The sequence below is a fragment of the Alcanivorax sp. DG881 genome (assembly GCF_000155615.1).
Taxonomy (GTDB): Bacteria; Pseudomonadota; Gammaproteobacteria; order Pseudomonadales; family Alcanivoracaceae; genus Alcanivorax.
The window spans coordinates 1,867,051-1,884,116 of record NZ_DS989915.1; the positions used below are offsets into that span (position 1 = coordinate 1,867,051).

17 protein-coding genes are annotated in these 17,066 nt (G+C 56.8%); 4 read left to right on the forward strand and 13 right to left on the reverse strand.

Annotated elements, in window-relative coordinates:
- Positions 1-20: 20 nt before the first annotated feature.
- Positions 21-440 carry a secondary thiamine-phosphate synthase enzyme YjbQ gene (locus tag ADG881_RS08345; RefSeq protein WP_039926455.1) on the reverse strand — a complete coding sequence of 140 codons (420 nt, stop codon included), beginning with the start codon at positions 438-440 and terminating at the stop codon, positions 21-23.
- Positions 441-459: 19 nt separating this feature from the next.
- A complete protein-coding gene (locus ADG881_RS08350; RefSeq protein ID WP_007150645.1) occupies positions 460-1,428 on the reverse strand; it encodes a ketopantoate reductase family protein in 969 nt (322 codons plus the stop codon).
- Positions 1,429-1,556: 128 nt separating this feature from the next.
- On the opposite strand from ADG881_RS08350, the gene ADG881_RS08355 reads away from it, so the two are divergent.
- Positions 1,557-2,366 (forward strand): SDR family NAD(P)-dependent oxidoreductase, encoded by an 810-nt coding sequence (locus ADG881_RS08355; RefSeq protein WP_007151155.1) that lies wholly within the window; start codon positions 1,557-1,559, stop codon positions 2,364-2,366.
- Positions 2,367-2,520: 154 nt separating this feature from the next.
- Here the strand turns inward: ADG881_RS08355 and ADG881_RS08360 are convergent, their stop codons facing one another.
- Positions 2,521-3,474, reverse strand: coding sequence for a 2-hydroxyacid dehydrogenase (locus ADG881_RS08360; protein ID WP_007148578.1), 954 nt, complete (start codon positions 3,472-3,474; stop codon positions 2,521-2,523).
- A gap of 35 nt (positions 3,475-3,509) precedes the next feature.
- Here ADG881_RS08360 and ADG881_RS08365 point away from each other — a divergent pair, with 35 nt between their 5' ends.
- A complete protein-coding gene (locus ADG881_RS08365; RefSeq protein WP_007148698.1) occupies positions 3,510-4,178 on the forward strand; it encodes a DUF523 domain-containing protein in 669 nt (222 codons plus the stop codon).
- A gap of 223 nt (positions 4,179-4,401) precedes the next feature.
- Complete coding sequence (locus ADG881_RS08370) at positions 4,402-5,382, forward strand: IS110 family transposase (RefSeq protein WP_007151450.1); 981 nt, start codon at positions 4,402-4,404, stop codon at positions 5,380-5,382.
- 262 nt (positions 5,383-5,644) lie between these two features.
- Here ADG881_RS08370 and ADG881_RS08375 read toward each other — a convergent pair whose 3' ends face one another.
- From ADG881_RS08375 to speA, 6 genes are all read right to left on the reverse strand, one after another.
- The gene (locus ADG881_RS08375) at positions 5,645-7,174 is read right to left on the reverse strand and encodes an NAD(P)/FAD-dependent oxidoreductase (RefSeq protein ID WP_007149016.1); all 1,530 of its coding nucleotides are present in this window, start codon (positions 7,172-7,174) and stop codon (positions 5,645-5,647) included.
- 2 nt (positions 7,175-7,176) lie between these two features.
- Entirely contained in the window at positions 7,177-8,025 is an 849-nt protein-coding gene (locus tag ADG881_RS08380) for an SDR family NAD(P)-dependent oxidoreductase (RefSeq protein ID WP_007150650.1), read from the reverse strand.
- Between the two features lie 57 nt (positions 8,026-8,082).
- A complete protein-coding gene (locus tag ADG881_RS08385; protein ID WP_050760134.1) occupies positions 8,083-9,012 on the reverse strand; it encodes a metal-dependent hydrolase in 930 nt (309 codons plus the stop codon).
- A 694-nt stretch (positions 9,013-9,706) separates the two neighbouring features.
- A complete protein-coding gene (locus ADG881_RS08390) occupies positions 9,707-10,162 on the reverse strand; it encodes a DUF4112 domain-containing protein (RefSeq protein ID WP_007151437.1) in 456 nt (151 codons plus the stop codon).
- Positions 10,162-10,506: a Rieske 2Fe-2S domain-containing protein gene (locus tag ADG881_RS08395; RefSeq protein ID WP_007151020.1), complete on the reverse strand. Its 345-nt coding sequence runs from the start codon at positions 10,504-10,506 to the stop codon at positions 10,162-10,164. Before ADG881_RS08395 ends, ADG881_RS08390 begins: the two co-directional genes overlap by 1 nt.
- A gap of 247 nt (positions 10,507-10,753) precedes the next feature.
- The gene (gene speA / locus ADG881_RS08400) at positions 10,754-12,634 is read right to left on the reverse strand and encodes a biosynthetic arginine decarboxylase (RefSeq protein ID WP_007150811.1); all 1,881 of its coding nucleotides are present in this window, start codon (positions 12,632-12,634) and stop codon (positions 10,754-10,756) included.
- 159 nt (positions 12,635-12,793) lie between these two features.
- Here speA and speE point away from each other — a divergent pair, with 159 nt between their 5' ends.
- Positions 12,794-13,654 (forward strand): polyamine aminopropyltransferase, encoded by an 861-nt coding sequence (speE, locus tag ADG881_RS08405; protein WP_007149545.1) that lies wholly within the window; start codon positions 12,794-12,796, stop codon positions 13,652-13,654.
- 158 nt (positions 13,655-13,812) lie between these two features.
- On the opposite strand, the gene ADG881_RS08410 is transcribed toward speE, so the two are convergent.
- From ADG881_RS08410 to ADG881_RS08425, 4 genes are all read right to left on the reverse strand, one after another.
- On the reverse strand, positions 13,813-14,154 hold the full coding sequence (locus ADG881_RS08410) for a DUF4156 domain-containing protein (RefSeq protein ID WP_039926457.1): 342 nt from the start codon (positions 14,152-14,154) through the stop codon (positions 13,813-13,815).
- Positions 14,155-14,328: 174 nt separating this feature from the next.
- Positions 14,329-15,363: a hypothetical protein gene (locus ADG881_RS08415; protein ID WP_007151543.1), complete on the reverse strand. Its 1,035-nt coding sequence runs from the start codon at positions 15,361-15,363 to the stop codon at positions 14,329-14,331.
- 274 nt (positions 15,364-15,637) lie between these two features.
- Positions 15,638-16,294 (reverse strand): glutathione S-transferase family protein, encoded by a 657-nt coding sequence (locus tag ADG881_RS08420; RefSeq protein ID WP_007148790.1) that lies wholly within the window; start codon positions 16,292-16,294, stop codon positions 15,638-15,640.
- 163 nt (positions 16,295-16,457) lie between these two features.
- A complete protein-coding gene (locus ADG881_RS08425) occupies positions 16,458-17,045 on the reverse strand; it encodes a 2-hydroxychromene-2-carboxylate isomerase (RefSeq protein WP_007148499.1) in 588 nt (195 codons plus the stop codon).
- Positions 17,046-17,066 lie beyond the last annotated feature (21 nt).

Consider the following 17,066-nt stretch of genomic DNA (forward strand, 5'->3'; position numbering starts at 1 on the left):
ACTCGAAACTGCTTTTTCCCTCACTCCCCCTGAATTGTCGCCACCAACCGCCTTGCACCACCGTGGTCGCGGTGCTCGCACAGATAAATGCCCTGCCAGGTCCCCAGCGCCAGCCGCCCGGCCTGAATCGGGATCGTCAGCGACGGGCCGATCAGCACACTCTTTATATGCGCGGGCATATCGTCCGGCCCTTCCAGGGTATGTTCATAGTACGGCGCGTTTTCCGGCACCATCACATTCAGGTGCCGCTCAAGATCACCGCGCACATCAGGGTCGGCGTTTTCATTAATGGTCAGCGAGGCGGAGGTATGCTGAATAAACAGATGCAGCAAACCAACCTGCAGATCCGCCAGCTCCGGGAGGCCTCCCAACACCTCATTGGTCATAAGATGGCAACCCCGGGGCATGGCCGGCAAAGTTAAATTCCGTTGCAACCACATCGGCTTTTCTCCCCGTTGTTTACGAAGACACAGCAAAGACTCTGTCATACAGGCCCGTCAATGCCTCATCATCACACTGGTGGCAATAGTCCTCCATGTACAGTTGCGTCTGGGTGCGAACCTTCATGAAATGCGCTCGAAAATAGGCCTGTAGGGAAAACGGCATAGCCAGCGGGGCAACCATCAGTCCAGCTTGGTATAAAAAACGGGACAGACCCTTCGACGTCCAGCGCATGGCCCGCTGCTGAGGCCGCTCTTCCTGTTTAGCCAGGCAAGTCAGAAGCGCCTTCTGCGCCGTCACCAATTGCGCCAACAGCTGCCGGTCGCGGCGCAGCTGGGCAAAGTTCCAATCACTGTCTTCCAGAGCACACAGGAACGTCATCAGAATCGCATTGGGTAACCGCGACGCCGATACCGCATCGTCGACTCTCTTGCAGGCAATAGCAGATTCACGCAACAGCGCCTCCACGCCCATCGCCCGTGCGCCGCCAGACAGCGGCATTGCCGTAGGCGGCAGATAATAGGCCACACGTATCACCTCGCCCGTCTGCAAGGGTGTTTCACCGGGGAGAGGATGATAATAACTGATAATATTGATCATCCCCTTCACCACACTTTCCTCGCTCCAATACTCACCAAGCACTTTATAATCCGTTTCGCTGGGTTGCAGCATCAGCAAGGTGGCATCGGCTATCGCGTCTTTAACGATGCCAAACGGCAATGCACGCAGTGCATCAGAGGATATCGCCAGAAATACATAATCCCACTCCTCCCCTGCCACATGATTCCACTGTGACAACAGGGAAAAATCCGAGAAGTGACGGACCTCATCTTTTACCAGGCGGCGCTTTCTTATCATCGAGACACCGGACTTCAGGTCATTACGGTGTTGCTCCTTAACGAAAAAAGTCACACGATGTCCGGCCATGGACAAGTGCTGTCCATACACCAGACCGACGGCTCCAGCGCCCACAATCAGGATATTCATTGCCAATCTCTACACAACAACGCGCCATTCGGCATTTGCTGCCCAGATTAGACATTCCTTTGGCCAGCGGATACGGGACAAGCAGGCCAATAACAGCGGCACGATCGGCATAAACACAACAAAGGTGAATGATGAAACTCAAGAACCAGACCATTGTCCTCACCGGCGCCTCCAGTGGCATCGGCGCTGAAGCGGCCAGGATCATGGCAAGAAAAGGCGCCACGCTGTGCCTGGTGGCGCGCCGGGAAGAGCAGCTTCGAGAGGTCCAACAAACCATTCAGGAGCAGGGCGGCACCGCCTTTATCTACCCCTGCGACCTCAGCGACAACACGGCCATTGAAGCCTGCGCGGCACGCATTCTCGATGAGCACCCCCGCATTGATGCGCTGGTGAACAACGCCGCCCACTCCATTCGCCGCCCCATCGAGCAGTCTTTCGACCGCCTGCATGATTATCAGCGCACCGTGCAGCTGAACTATATCGGCGCCGTGGCCATGACCCTGCAATTCCTGCCCCGCTTTGTGCAGCAGGGCCACGGCCATGTGGTGAATATTTCCAGCCTGTCCACGCAAATCCCCATTCCACTGTTCTCCGCCTACCTGGCCAGCAAGAGTGCGTTGGAATCTTTCACCCGCTCACTGGAAGCGGAGATGGGCCATCAAGGCGTCAGCACCACCGTGGTGTATTTCCCCATGGTGCGCACGCCCATGTCCTCGCGCACGGCGATTTATAAATACATGCCAATGATGCACGTGGAAAAAGCCGCGGGCTGGATTGTGGAAGCCTGTGAAAAACGCCCAGCGCGTATCGCCCGCCCCATGGGCAAGCTTGGCAGCGTACTGCTTGCCGCCGCACCGGGGCCGGTAACGCGCCTGCCCCAACCCCTGTTTCGCGGCATGGATAAAATGCTCGCCAACCGGTTAAAGAAAAAGCGTTAAAGGCAGGAGCGAGTTCAAAGTTGAAAGTTCAAAGTTTAAACGCGAAGAAAAGGCGAAGAGGAACGGCTGGCGCCTTACTCCGCGCTGTACGCGGGCACGACAGTCTACGACATGAAGGGCCGCCCCGCGCTTTTAAACTTTCCACTTTGAACTTTCAACTCACCACATTGATCGGCGAGCCTGCCTGCCACTGACGAATATTTTCCACCACGCCCTCCAGCACCCGTTGCCGGGATTCGCGGGTGCCCCAGGCGTTGTGCGGGGTAATCAGCAGATTGGGGATGCCGTCCGCAAGCAACGGATGGTCCGCCGGGGGCGGCTCGCTGCTGAGCACATCCAGACCCGCGCCACCGAGCTGGCCACTGCGTAGCGCCTCCGCCAGCGCCGGTTCATCAATCAGACCACCGCGGGCGGTATTCAGCAGCAAGGCGCCGGGTTTCATCTGCGACAGGAACGCCGCATCCACCAGCTTGTCAGTCTGCGGCGTTAACGGGCAATGCAGGCTGATCACATCCGCCGCCGGCAACAACGACGCCATCGGCACCCGCCCGGACTGATTGCCCTGGGCCTGAAACGATTCCGCAATCTGCACCGTCATGCCGAAGGCCTCCGCCAGACGGGCGGCTTCACGCCCCAGATCCCCATAGCCAATCACTCCAAAGGTTTTCCCTGCCAATTCCGTCATTGGATGGTCAAGCAGGCAGAACTGGGGCGCCTGACTCCACCGCCCCGAACGCACATCCTCATGGTAGGGAACCAGTCGGGCCGCCAGCGACAACAACAGCGCCATCGTATGCTGAGCCACCGACGCGCGGGCATAGCCGGTCACATTGCAGACGGTAATGCCCTGGGCAGCAGCCGCTGCCAGATCCACATTATTGGTACCGGTGGCACAAATGCAGATAAGCTTGAGGGACGGGCAGGCTTTCAGCGTGGCGGCATCAAGCACCACCTTGTTGGTCACCACCACCTGCGCACCGTCCAGCCGGGCCACACGCTGGTCCGGGCGGGTTTGCGGGTGGAGCGTCCACGACAACATATTGTCGAAGGCGGTGAAGTCCAGCTCGTCGGGAACCAGGGTATCGGTATCCAGAAAAACGCCTTGCATAACCTGTCACCTTTGGGGAAGAAGGGAGACCTGCCATGCTAACGGATTTGCTGGAAAAAATGGGCTTCGACCTGCCGCAGCAGGAGTGGGAAAAACCCATTATCGGCGTCAGCGCCTGCCTCACCGGCCATAAAGTGCGCTACGACGGCGACCACAAACACAACGCCATTCTGGTCCACCAGCTGGGGCCCTTGCTGCGCTTTCGCGAAACCTGCCCGGAAGTGGCCATTGGCCTGCCCGTGCCGCGCCCGCCCATCCAGGTGGTGCAGCTCGACGACCGCCTGCGGGTGCGGGGCGTGGACCAGCCACAGCAGGATGTCACCGACGCCCTGGAAAACGTGGCCGCCACCCTGCAACAACCGTTGAGTGGATTTGTGCTGAAAGCGCGCTCGCCCAGTTGCGGGTACCTGAGCACCCCGGTGCATAACCCCCAGGGCCAACAGATCGGCATGGCTTCCGGCGCCTTTGCCCGCAAGCTCCACGAACTGTTCCCGCGCATTCCGCTGGCCAACGAGGACGACCTGGAAAAACCCGCCTTCCTGCAGGCCTTCCTGCTGCACGTGTATTGCTACCACCAGTGGCACCACAACGACCACCAGGGGCAATGGCTCAATCACATGCAGGAGCAAACCGAACAACTGGACGAACCGCTACTCAGCGGCATGCGCCAGTACCTGGAAAAGCTCGGGCAGGCCATGCATTGAAATCAAGATGTCGGATTACGGCTTTCAGGCTAATCCGACCTTGTGTCTCTCCGGTGGAAGGATTTGCTACCCTTTCGCCACTGCTGGCGGGCAACCCGTATCCGACCTGAGGCCCTGAGCCTGTGATGTAGATAGGTCCCGCCAGCATTTCTCTCAAAACTTGAACGGTATCCAAGCCCGCCGTTGACCGGATGAGGCTGCACGAACAAGGAGAAGTGGAGAGATGGCTACCATCGGTATTGATGTCAGTAAGAAAAAGCTCGATCTATGCTGGTTGCGTGATGCACAGGCCGGCAAGGTAAAAACCCGGGTATTTCCCAATGCCCACGATCACTATCCCGCGCTGCTGGCTTGGTTGCTCAAACAAACCAACGAGGAGGCAGGCGACCTCCAAGTGTATCTGGAAGCGACGGGGATCTATCACGAGCCCCTGGCGTACTGGCTGCACCAAGCAGGCGTGACGGTCTACGTGCTGAACCCTGCGCGCGTTCGTTATTACGCCCGTTCCCTGGGCGATCAAGGCAAGAGTGACAAGAAAGACAGCAAACGGATTGTGCATTTTGCGCAGGCGAACCCTGAGCTGACGCCTTGGCAGCCTGAGCCAGAGGAAGTGCGGACCCTCAAGCAGCTGGCCAAACGTCTGGAGACGGTACAGAAGGACATTCAGCGCGAACAGAATCGGTTAGAAAAGGCGCAGTTCAACCGTGACACGCAAGCAGAACACTCGATTACGCATGTGCTGGCATTGCTGCGACGGGAGGCCAAAAGGCTGATCAAGGAAGTGGATGATCATATTGATCGCCATGACGGCCTTAAGCGCGACAGGCGCTTGCTGGAAAGCATTCCGGGGATCGGCGAGGTGCTGTCGGTGCATTTACTGGTGACGCTGCGATCAAGGCGCTTCAAAAGCGGCCGACAAGTGGCCGCCTTCATGGGTCTAGTGCCGGTGGAGTGGACCTCGGGCAGTTCGGTCAGGCACGCACCGCGGCTCTCGAAAAATGGAGATCCAGCCTTGCGGCAGAAGTTGTATATGGGTGCCGTTGTGGCGATGCGGCATAACCCCAGCATCCGGCGGCAATATCAACGGCTGTGTGCTGCAGGTAAACGAAAAATGTCAGCGCTGGGCGCGGCGATGAGAAAACTGGTGCACATTGCTTATGGCGTGCTGGCACACCAGAAAGAATATGAACCACAACCCATGTGAGAGGGGTTGTGGCTCATTGGGAGAGACGGTATCTACGGATAGGTATTGTGTTTTGTAGGTCGAATTAGACGAATTCCAACAGACAGAAGTCGGGTTACGGCTACGCCCTAACACGACCTACGAATAAGAATGCGAGGTTTTTGTTTTTGTAGGTCGAATTAGCCTGAAAGGCGTAATCCGACACCACACCCGCATCGCTTCCAGACACAAAAAAACGCACGGCCCGAAGACCGTGCGTTTTCTTTTTACCCGTACCATCTTGTCAGGATGCCTTTCGCAGCACCTCTTCATTCCGGTACGTCACTTCATAGTCATCCAGCTCAAAGGCACTCAGCTTTTTCTTCAGCTCAGCCAGCGACCAGGGCCAGGCGGCAAAGTTACGGCCGTTCTGGTCCAGGTAGTAGCTCTTGCAGCCACCGCTGTTGAACACCGTGCCCTTCAGGTGTTTTTGCACCTTGTCGTTGTGCTGCTTGAGCACATCCGGGCGAATGGTGATTTTGCCAATATCATTGGCCTTCACTTTTTTCAGCCCATCGATGATGTAGTCCAGCTGTGCCTCGGCCAGGCCGATAAAGGAGTCGTACACCAGAACGTTCGGCCCCAGCACCAGGAAGGCATTCGGCGTGTTTTCCAGGGTCGCGCCCAGATACGCTTCCGGCGAACTGTCTTTCCACAGGTCCGACAACCGGTCACCGTTGGCATTCACCACCTTGCTGCCAATCGGCGGATGCGACACGTCAAAACCGGTGCCCCAGATAATCACATCCACTTCATGGCGCTCACCGTTAGCGGCGATAACCGTGTTGCCATCCACTTCCACCAGGCCGTGGGGAATCAGGTTGGCATTATCCGCCTGCAGGGCCGGGTAGTAATCGTTGGCAAACAGGATGCGCTTGCAACCCAGAGTAAAGTCCGGCGTTACCGCCTTGCGCAACGCCTTGTCGCTAATCTGCACACGCAACAGTTGCTTTGCCGCCGTGCTGATGGGCTTCAACACATTGGGATTACGCAGGCCAAAGTTGATCACATTCAACGAAGTGGCCACCGCCTTGCGCCAGCCACGCTGAATCACCGGCAACGCTTCGATGGTGCGCTTGCTTCTGTCACCCAGCGGCAGGTCCGGCTTGGGCAGCACCCAGGGCGCGGTGCGCTGGAATACGAACAGCTCTTTTACCTTGGGCTGAATCTGCGGCACAAACTGAATCGCCGAGGCGCCGGTACCAATCACCGCCACCCGCTTGCCGGTCAGGTCGTAATCGTGATTCCACTTGGCGGAATGGAACATCTCGCCGGTGAAACTTTCCAGCCCGGGCAGCGCAGGAATCTTGGACTCTGTAATCGGCCCGGTGGCAAAAATCACGGTCCGCGCCAGGTACTGGCCGCTGGACGTATCCAGCACCCAGAGGTGGCGGTTTTCGTCCCAGGTGGCGCCGTCCAGCGACGTATTGAATTCAATCAACCGGGTGATACCAAACTTGGCGCTCACGTCTTCCAGGTAGTCGAGAATTTCCGGCTGTTTGGCAAACAGGTGGCTCCACTTGCTGCTCAGCGCAAACGAATAGGAATACAGCGAGGAAGGCACATCACAACCACAGCCCGGGTAGGTATTTTCCCGCCAGGTGCCGCCCACACGATCGGCCTTCTCGATAATCTTGAAGTCGTTATAGCCTTCCCTTTTCAGCTTGATCGCTGCAGCAATACCGGAAATGCCGGCACCGACGATAAAGGAATCATGAATTTTTTCTGCCGTCGCCTTGCGCGCAGTGGTCTTGGTCTTTTTTGCAGCGGCCATGGTTATGCCCCCTTGTTACTGACAAAGCGGTAAGAAAAACCCAGGAACTTGGCGTAAAAGTTCGGCGACGCCCGCTTCATCATCCAGAACAGCTTGGCGTCAACCTGGGGCGTGGTGTACAGCTCGCCCTTGTCCAGACGGTTCAGGGTCAGCTTGGCCACATCGTCACTGGTGGTCATGGCGTAGTTCATCAACGCATGGTCCGCCAGCTTGGAGTAACGGCCGGGGATGCGGCCGTTCTTGATGATGTTGGTCGGCACCAGCGTCGGGCACAGCACATTCACGCGAATGTTGTCCCTGGCCAGTTCCGAGAACAGGGTTTCGGACAGGGCACGCACACCGGCCTTGGTCACGTTATAGGCACTCATTTCCGGTGCCGCCGTGTACGATGCCGCCGATGCCACATTGATAATGGCGCCGCGCCCCTGCTTCTTGAAACCGGGCACAAAGTAGTGGCAGCCATGGATCACGCCCCACAGGTTCACGTGCATGCACCACTTCCAGTCATCCAGGCTCAGCTCATCGAACTTGCCCCCCAGGCCCACGCCGGCGTTATTGATGACCATGGTCACCGGGTGTCCCAGCAAGGCTTCAGATTCCTCAGCCAGCTTTTTAACCTGTCCCGCCTCACCCACATCACAGTGAATGGCAAAGCCTTTGGCGCCCTGGGCTTCCAATAACGCCACGGTTTCCTGTGCCGCTTCCAGATTCACATCCGCACACACCACGGCACCGCCACGCTTGGCCAGTTCCAGTGCAAAACTCCGGCCGATACCACTACCGGCACCGGTAACTACCGCATAGGCGTTCTTGCTGGGTTTGGCAAAACGCTGCTTCAAAAAAGTCATCATCTTGATTATCTCAACAGGTTATCGACGACACGCCCCGAACCGGGCGTGCCACGAAAATCAGGCGCGCAGTTTCGGCACGAATTCCTTGACCAGATACGGCGATAACAGACCCGTCTTCGGGTTCAGCAGCTTCTCCTTGTAATACTCAAGGTAGGCCGTGGTGTCGTGGTCGTTGGGATGAAAGTCGCGACGCATGTAATCCAGAATGTGCTTAACCGTACTGCCGTAAACACCCTCTTTCGGGCCGGCCAGAAACACCAGGCTGGTTTTCACGTCTTTCCAGAAACGCAGGCTCAACAGCTTGGTCGGCTTGCGATACACCGGAATAGCGGCGCCGCCCAGCGGCACCAGGAACATGATGGTAAAAGCCGCCAGAGCAAAGCCGCTCACCCGCAGCGGGTAATTACCGGACAGGGTCTCGTAGACATCATAGGCAATGTCCTTGTGCTCGGACTCTTCCAGCATGTGCCACATCCACAGGGCACGTTGTTTTTCATCTCCGGTTTCGTAGAAGACGGCTTCGTTCTTCATCATGTATTCCGCCAGTACCGCAGTGAAATGCTCAATCCCCGCCATCAGGGACAGCTGCATGCGGTTGGGCAGTTTCTTGAAGCCGTACTCAAACACGTTGTCCGCCAGGAAGCGGTACAGCGCCACCGGGTAGCGATGCTCGGCGAGGGTGTCGTTAAACTCGTCGTGCATTTTGGAGTGAATGGCTTCCTGGCCAATCAGCGCCGTCACCCGCTGCTTCAGCACCGGGTCCTTGAGAAACTGGCGGTGGTAACGGGCCGTGTCGATCACCAGCTCTTCGCCAAAGGTCAGGAAGATAGACAGCGCCTGAAAGTACGCAGTGGCAAACTCCGTATCTTTAAAGAAGGTGGTGTCGAGATCCTTGGCATCAAATTTGAAATCCATATGCCGGATGGGCACCTCGGGAGCTTTCCCGGCGGTTTTCGGCGCGTATTGATGAATGGTTGCAGTACTCATAAAGGTCACCTGTCCACGTAAGGCCAACGCCAGCCAATAAAAAAAGGGGGAGGCAGAAGCAGGCAGCACATTGCTTACCCCACCAACCGTTACATTAACTGATGGCACAATAAAGCGAATGCTTGTTCGGATTCAATTCGGATTGCTCTGTTTGCAGAAACCGGCCCACACAACGGGAACAGAAAAACGGGAAAACACCATAAATAAAAGCATGCAGAGTAAGTAAGCGCACACAGACACGGTTATTTAGGGCCAATTATTGTCGGACAGGTTTCCCGCCATCGGTCATTCGGGCAGGAAAAAGGTTCTTCGCGGGCTAGAGTGACTAACACGTTTCTCGCCATCTGCCGGGTTTATCCCGAGCACCCGGCACTTTGCCAAACGCTCGACGCCGGATGCCTGACGTAAACCGCCATAACCTGAGAGGCTGTCGTTATCCCGGCATCTCTTTTGATAGGTATTTTGAGGAACTGTCAGGGCCATCATTGATGGCAATAATCGAGTCATGCATTTTACACAGAGAGTATGACGACAAAGGTTTTCAGGTTTTGAATGCAAGCGTCCGTCGTCGGGCATCCGGCGTCCAGCGGCTGCCAAGACGGGATAATGAGACAAGTCCTGAAGCCGGATGATCACTCAATTCCGCGATGAACCGAAAAAGGGGGCTATCCGGCGCGGACGCGCCGGTTCCCGGTTACAGAATCAGGGTCAATCCACCGGTGATCACGGCGAACAGCACCGTCAGCCAGACCAGCGTCCACCAGGGGAACGGCGGCGGGGGCGGCTCTACTTCCAGCTGCTTTTCCAGATAATTTTTCAGCAGCTTGGTGTTGCGGGTATTGGCCTTGTAAATGGCATCAAAGGCATCGCCCACCACCGGCAGCAGGCCACCCAGGAAGTCGATGCCCATGTTGCGCAGCATGCGCAGCTTCACACCCTTGCTGGCGCCGGCGCGGTGAGCTTCCACCACCACATAACTGCCCAGCACCAGGCCGGCCGCATCACCAACGATCGGCACCAGGCCGATAATCGCCTCGGCGCCAATCTGAAACTTGGTAAAGGGAATGCCAATACTGCTATCAGTGAAGCGACTGAACTTTTCCAGCCGCGCCAGCGCGGCTTCCTGCTGCGCTTTACTCGGGTTTGCCATTAGATCTCCACGTACAGCTGGCCGTCTTCTTCGGTTACCGGCCAGGTTTCCAGGGCTTTCTCGCCCCGCACCACATTCAGCATCTGCACCCCCGGCGGGAAGTTTGCCCACTCGGAGACTTCACCGGTGCGGATATCAAACTTCGCCCGGTGCAGCGGACACTGCACACATTGGTCCTTGAGAATCTTGCCTTTGCCCAGTGAGGCAAACATATGGGTGCAGCGCGCCTGGGTGGCGTAGAAGCCATCACTCAGGTGGTACACCACCAACTTGGTGTCCCCCGCCTTCATGGCACGGCTTTGTCCTTCCGGTAGATCCTGGCTGGCACAGAGTTCATAACGCATGGTGCTCTCCTTGCTGGCTGAAATTTTGTTGTGAGCGACGAAGCACCTGTAGGAGTTCCCTTCCAGGGGGCGAACCTTGCGCAGCAAGGCGACAAAGATTAAAGCTACCCGTTATTCGTTCTGAAAACTGTCGCGCGCTTGTTATGCCTGATCGCCCTACGGACGATTTCCTTGCTTCGCAAGGTTCGCGCCTCAAGATGCGCTCCTACAGCGGCTTCGTCGAAACGCATTTTGTAGCTGCGTTTCGTTACTCTAAATAGGTATACCCTGCCAGCCCCTCGCGTACCAGCTCGATAAAGCCTTCCTGCTCGGCATTATTCAAGTGCGCCTGGCGGCAATGCTGCTCCAGGGACGCCAGCAGCTTGTCGGTATCGTAGTTCACGTAGCGTAGCACCGAGCTCACCGTATCGCCGTGAATGGCATGGTCGAGCACGATGTTGCCGTTGTCATCCACGTCCACATCCACGGAATCCGTGTCGCCGAACAGGTTGTGCATGTCGCCAAGAATTTCCTGGTACGCGCCCACCATGAAAATGCCCAGGTGGCCGTTGAGCTGTTCCGGCAGCGGCAAGGTGGCTTCCACGCCTTCGCCATCCACGAACTGGTCGATGCGGCCATCGGAATCGCAGGTAATGTCCTGAATCACCGCCCGGCGGGTGGCCGGCTTGTCCAGGCCGGACAGCGGCAGCACCGGGAACACCTGATTGATGCCCCACACATCCGGCACCGACTGGAACACGGAGAAGTTCACGAACAACTTGTCCGCCAGGGTTTCGTTGAGGCTGTCGAGCAGTTCGCGTTGCTGCTTGCGCAGCGGGTTCAAACGACCGCGCAACGCCAGCAGGCAGTTGATATACAACTGCTCGCCCCGGGCGCGGGTGGCCAGGCCCAGATCCCCGGCAATATAGCGCTGGTGAATGTCCTGCCAGGCGCCGGTCACTTCCGAGAAGCGCTCCAGCAGATTGCCCGGCTCGCCGGCCAGCGCCTGTTGCAGATCCCACAGTTGTTGCAGCTCCGCCGCGTCATCCGCAGTGGGCGCCTCCACCGCCACCGGCGCCATCTGTTCCTGGTCGGTGATGTTCACCAGCAACACCGCATGGTGAGCGGTCAGCGCCCGGCCGGATTCCGAAATAATGTTGGGCTCCGGCAGGCCGTGCTGGGCACACTGCTGCTGCAGAGTCTGCACGATATGGCGGGCATAGTCCGCCACGCCATAGTTCATGGAGCAATAGGAACGCGAATGGGTGCCTTCATAATCCACCCCCAGGCCGCCGCCCACATCCACGGTTTCCACCGCTGCGCCCAGGGCGCGCATCTCGGTGTAGTAGCGGGCGGCTTCGCGCATGCCCGCTTTAATATCCTGAATATTGGCCACCTGGGAACCCAGGTGGAAATGCAGTAGCTTCACGCAGTCCAGCCGCCCGGCGGCACGGCAATGCTCAATGGCCGCCATCAGCTGCGGCGCACTCAGGCCGAACTTGGATTTCTCGCCCCCGGTGTTCTGCCAGTTGCCCTTGCTGATGCTCATCAACCGCACCCGCAGGCCAATGCGCGGCGACACGCCCAGCTCATCCGCCAGCGCCAGCAACGCCGGCAACTCGGACATCTTCTCCACCACGATATGCACGCGGAAGCCCAGCTTCTCGCCCATCAGCGCCAGGCGCAGGTATTCCGCGTCCTTGTAGCCATTGCAGACAATAGTGTCGCCCGGGTTGGACAACGCCAGCACGGCCAGCAGCTCCGGCTTGGAGCCCGCCTCAAGGCCCACTCGCTCACCCTCATCGCGGGCACGCAGAATCTCGTGCACCACCCGGCGCTGCTGGTTCACCTTGATCGGGTACACCGGCGTGTAGTCGCCCTGGTACTGGTGGCTCTCGATGGCCTCACGGAAGGCCCCGGCCAGCAGCTTCACCCGCTGGCGCAGAATCCCGGAAAAGCGTGCCAGCACCGGCGCTCGCAACCCGGCCGCCCGGCAATTCTCCAGCACCGCTTCCAGCGTGGCCTGGCCGCCCTGCTCGCCATTGGGCCGCACACACAGCTGGCCCTGGTCGTCGATACGGAAGTAGCTGTCGCCCCAGCGATCCACGTTATAGATGTCGCTGGCGGGTACGGGAGAGTTGTCGGTCATTACGGGTCCTGAATAAGGGTGTCGTCTGGGGGCATTATGCCTGCCGGGACGCCGCGCTCGCACCCCTTTTTCCTGCTTTGACAGGCGCACGATAGGACTTACAATCGCGACTATCGTTCACCCGTCGAACACCCCTATTTGCCTTCACCGGAACCGCCCATGAGCAGCACCAAAGACAACTGGTTTTACGAGCACTTCGACACCGCCGGCACCGCCTTCGGCCTGCGCCTCAAACAAAAGCTGGAAGAAGTGCAAACCGAGTACCAGCACATCGAGATGTGGGAAACCGACACCTTCGGTTACCTGATGACCATTGATGGCGCCACCATGCTCTCCACCCGCGACAACTTCCTCTACCACGAGATGATGTCGCACCCGGTGCTGTTCAGCCACGCCAACCCCAAGCGCGTCATCATCATCGGCGGCGGCGACTGCGGCACCCTGCGTGAAGTGCTACGCCATCCCAGCGTGGAAAAAGCCACCCAGATCGACATCGATGAAATGGTCACCCGCTACTCCGAGAAATACTTCCCGGAACTGTGCGAGTCCAACGGCGACAGCCGTGCCGAACTGCTGTTCGAAGACGGCGTGCAATACATGCGCAACTGTGAAGACGGCAGCGTGGACGTGATCATCGTGGATTCCACCGACCCGGTGGGCCCGGCGGAAGGCCTGTTCAAGGCGGACTTCTTCCGCGATTGCCACCGCGTCCTGGCCGAAGGCGGTATCATCGTGCAGCAATCCGAATCGCCGCTGCTGCACAGCGATACCATCATCAAGGACCTGCACGCCAACATGCGCGAAGCGGGCTTCACCAGCACCCAGACCCTGCCCTTCCCGCAGCCGGTATATCCCAGCGGCTGGTGGAGCTGCACCCTGGCGGGCAAGAACACGGATGTAAGTGAATTCCGGGAAACCGATGCCACCGGGAAAGGATTTGATACCCGTTATTATTCAGCGGCGATTCATAAAGGGGCGCTGGTTTTGCCGCCGTTTATGGAGGCGGCGATAAAAGGCTGAGTTGCGAGTTGAAAGTTGAAAGTTGAAAGTTGAAAGTTGAAAGTTGAAAGTTGAAAAAATAATGCCCTTGTCTTCGTTGGAAGCAAGGGCATTATTTATGAATAAGAATTTTGGGAAATGGGAGACCTGACCCTCACGCTGTGTGGAAAGCTCGCGAGCTAACGCCCATTAGAGCAAGCAAAAGCATTACCCGCCATGCCTATTTTTCCACCGCCCAAGTAGGAGGTGTCTTGCTCTGCCTGTTGAATGTGCACAAAGTTCGCCCCCATTGCGTGGGCTTGATTTTTCATATCATTTCTAGAGCCTTCCACTAAAGCCTTCGTCGACGTAATGTCATCAGTCCACCAATTCCCTTGCCCACCGATAACCTCGCCTAAAAATTCACAATTATCAGAAGGCTGCGAGTTGCTGAGCATGACGCGCTCTGCCCCTGGATTGAGACGCTTTGCCGCGCAAGCAGTCAGCCCCAAAACTATCGATAAAAAGAGAACCTTTTTCATGCTTGTCTTATCCTTCTGAATTTATAGATAGTAGCTGACAGCAAAATTCAGCTTGGCTTTATTACTTTACTTCAGGCGAATCCGATATATCGCACCAATGCATCTAAAATCCATATCGACTTGTCAAAAACAGGAAACCTGGCCCTCAAACTCACCTGCTGATTTCCTTATCATTTACTTGTTGACGTCTCTTACACCCTGAGCTATCGGCCTTGATAATATTTCGATCATGGACTTCTGATTAGAGGCTTCACTCTCTCCTGCCTGCGTATAACCCGTTGCCTGCGGTGAGAATATACAATTTGCAGCCTGCAAAAGGACAGCATCTCTAACACCCTCGTCACCAGATGCTTCTACCAGTGCAGTGTGGGTCATTAAAGCGTTCTGCCTATGCTTGTTTACAATGGCATTGTGCTTATGATTCAGGAAGTTCTTCGAAGACAAAAAAAGCATATATGCAATTACTGAGAATATTAGGACCTTGCTTATTGAAAGCTGAATAGCATCGTACGTGTTTTCAGGATTGAAAAACGGGATCTTATGTATAAATAGGCTGACAACCGCAAAAACGCCAAGCCCAATTGCAAGTTTTACAGCGTAACCCTGCCATCTGTCCGCTTCTGCCTTGTGGTGCTCGTACTCCGCATTGAAATGCGCCGCTTGCTTCGTAACACCTTCCTCTGCTGCTACACGCCTAATTTCATCAAGTGCGGCTTTAGCATTTTCTTCATGCTTAGAAAGATTCTCAGAAATATTATTTGCTTTATCTTCAATTGACTGCAGAGTAGATCTTGCCTCTGAGTCAAGCCGTTGAAAATCAGCAGACCTATGTAATGAATAGGAAATGTATGGGTGCAATGCCTGAAATGACGGCTGATATGCACCCTCAACCTGCTTTATAAACTTGTTACGAACACCGGTTGGATCTTGTTGACCCGGATCAAAATCCAATATCTGAGAAAACAGCTTAAAAAGGTTATTTGCATTATCTCTAACTGGAGTCAGAATATTATCCGGAAAGTCTTGAAGTGCCGTAACGGACAATCTGTTATATAGATCAATTAACTGTTGAGCTGGTTCAACAGCATCATTGAAGTTAAGCCGACTTCCCAACTCTAATTCTCTTGGCAAAAGGGCAGCATCAAATTTCTGAATTCTGCTCAGAGACTCCTTAGTCTCACCATATAGCTCTTCACTTCCTACTATCATTACACCTCCTATTTTTATTTTGTAAACGTTAACGCCCCGCGGGAATTAGAGCCCGGGAATTAGAGTCAGGTCTTGCCCCGTGCGCCGAGCCAGAGAAGATAAGTAATTCCAGAAACCAACACTAGGCCAGCATAAAGATAAACAGACAGGCATCCCTTCCCCCGATTCGCTTTCGCAGGCCACGCCACCCTGGCTGACCGGTTGTTATTTGTGATCCAGTTCCGAATCTACACAATCCACCCGCACAAATAAATGCACATGGGAAAAAGTCTTTTTACGGCTGGTGCCCGGCCTTGTCGGCGGCGGCGAAGTGGGCCATTTGGTCGGCGTGGGCCTTGATAAAGGCCGGGCGGCCGGTGGTGCGGGTGATGTAGGCCCGGCAGGCCGGGTGATCTGCCAGGCCGTCGAAGCGGCCCACCAGGCGCAGCACGTCGGCCATGAGAATGTCGGCGACGGTAAAGGTATCGGTGAGCCATTCGCGGCCGGTGAGTGTGGTTTCCATTTGCTGGAGCCGGGCGGCGAGGAAGGCATCCAGGTGTTGTCGGCCCGGGGTTTGCTGGTTATCGCCGGCGAATTGGTAGAGGGACCAGGGCAGGCTGGCGGCTTCCACGGAGTTGAGGGCGGCGAACAGCCAGCTGATGACCGCGCTGCGGGCGTTCGGATCTGTTGGCATCAGCGATTCACTGCGCTCTGCAAGATGCAGGAGGATGGCACCGCTTTCGAACAGCGAGAGATCGTCATCGGTGAGCCAGGGCACCTGCCCGAAGGGCTGATGCGTAAAGTGCTCGGCTCCCCGTTCGTGAAACGGAACACTCTGCACCCGGTACGGCAACCCGGCCTCTTCCAGCGCCCAACGCACGCGCAGGTCACGCACGTAGCCCCGTGGCATGTCGGGCACCCAGTCATAGGTGGTAAGGACAAGATCCGCCATCGCGCGCTCCCTCGCGTTAGTCTCTTTCCAAGACCCTGAATCTACACAAGATCGCAGCGCAACACACATAGCAAACACGCCTGCCCATCACGAAAAGACAAAAGCCCGGAACACGTCGCGCGCGCCCCGGGCTTTTCTTTTCCTTGCAGCTCGTAGCTCGTAGCTATTTTTTAACCTCTTCCTCCACAAAATCCAGCCGGTCCTGCCCGAAGAACATTTCATTGCCCACGAACATGGTTGGCGCCCCGAACACGCCGCGCTTGATGGCGGCCTCGGTGTTGGCCTTGAGTTGTTCTTTCACTTCGTCGCTAGCGGCCTTGTCCAGCCAGGCTTGTGCATCCAGGCCCGCGGCGGCAAGGACGCGGGTGATTTCTTCCGGCTCGGACAGTTTGCAGGGCTCGCGCCACATGGCGTTGTAGAGGGCGGTGACCACGGCATCCTGTTCCGGGGTGCCGATGGCGGCGGTGATGATGCGCATGGGGGTGATGGTGTTCACCGGGAAGTGCGGGTTCATGGTGAGCGGCACCTGGTAGCGCGCGGAGTAACGGGCCAGGTCGCGCATCATGTACATGCCTTTGGCGGGCACGGCACCGGGCGGGTTGTTGCCGGTTGCCTTGAAGATGCCACCCAGCAGCACGGGCACATACACCAACTCGGCACCGGTACGCTCACAAATGGCGGGCAGCTGGCTCCAGGCCAGGTAGGCAGTGGGGCTGCCCACGTCGAAGAGAAATTCGATTTTTGGGGTCATTGGTTTTTCCTTTCAAAGATT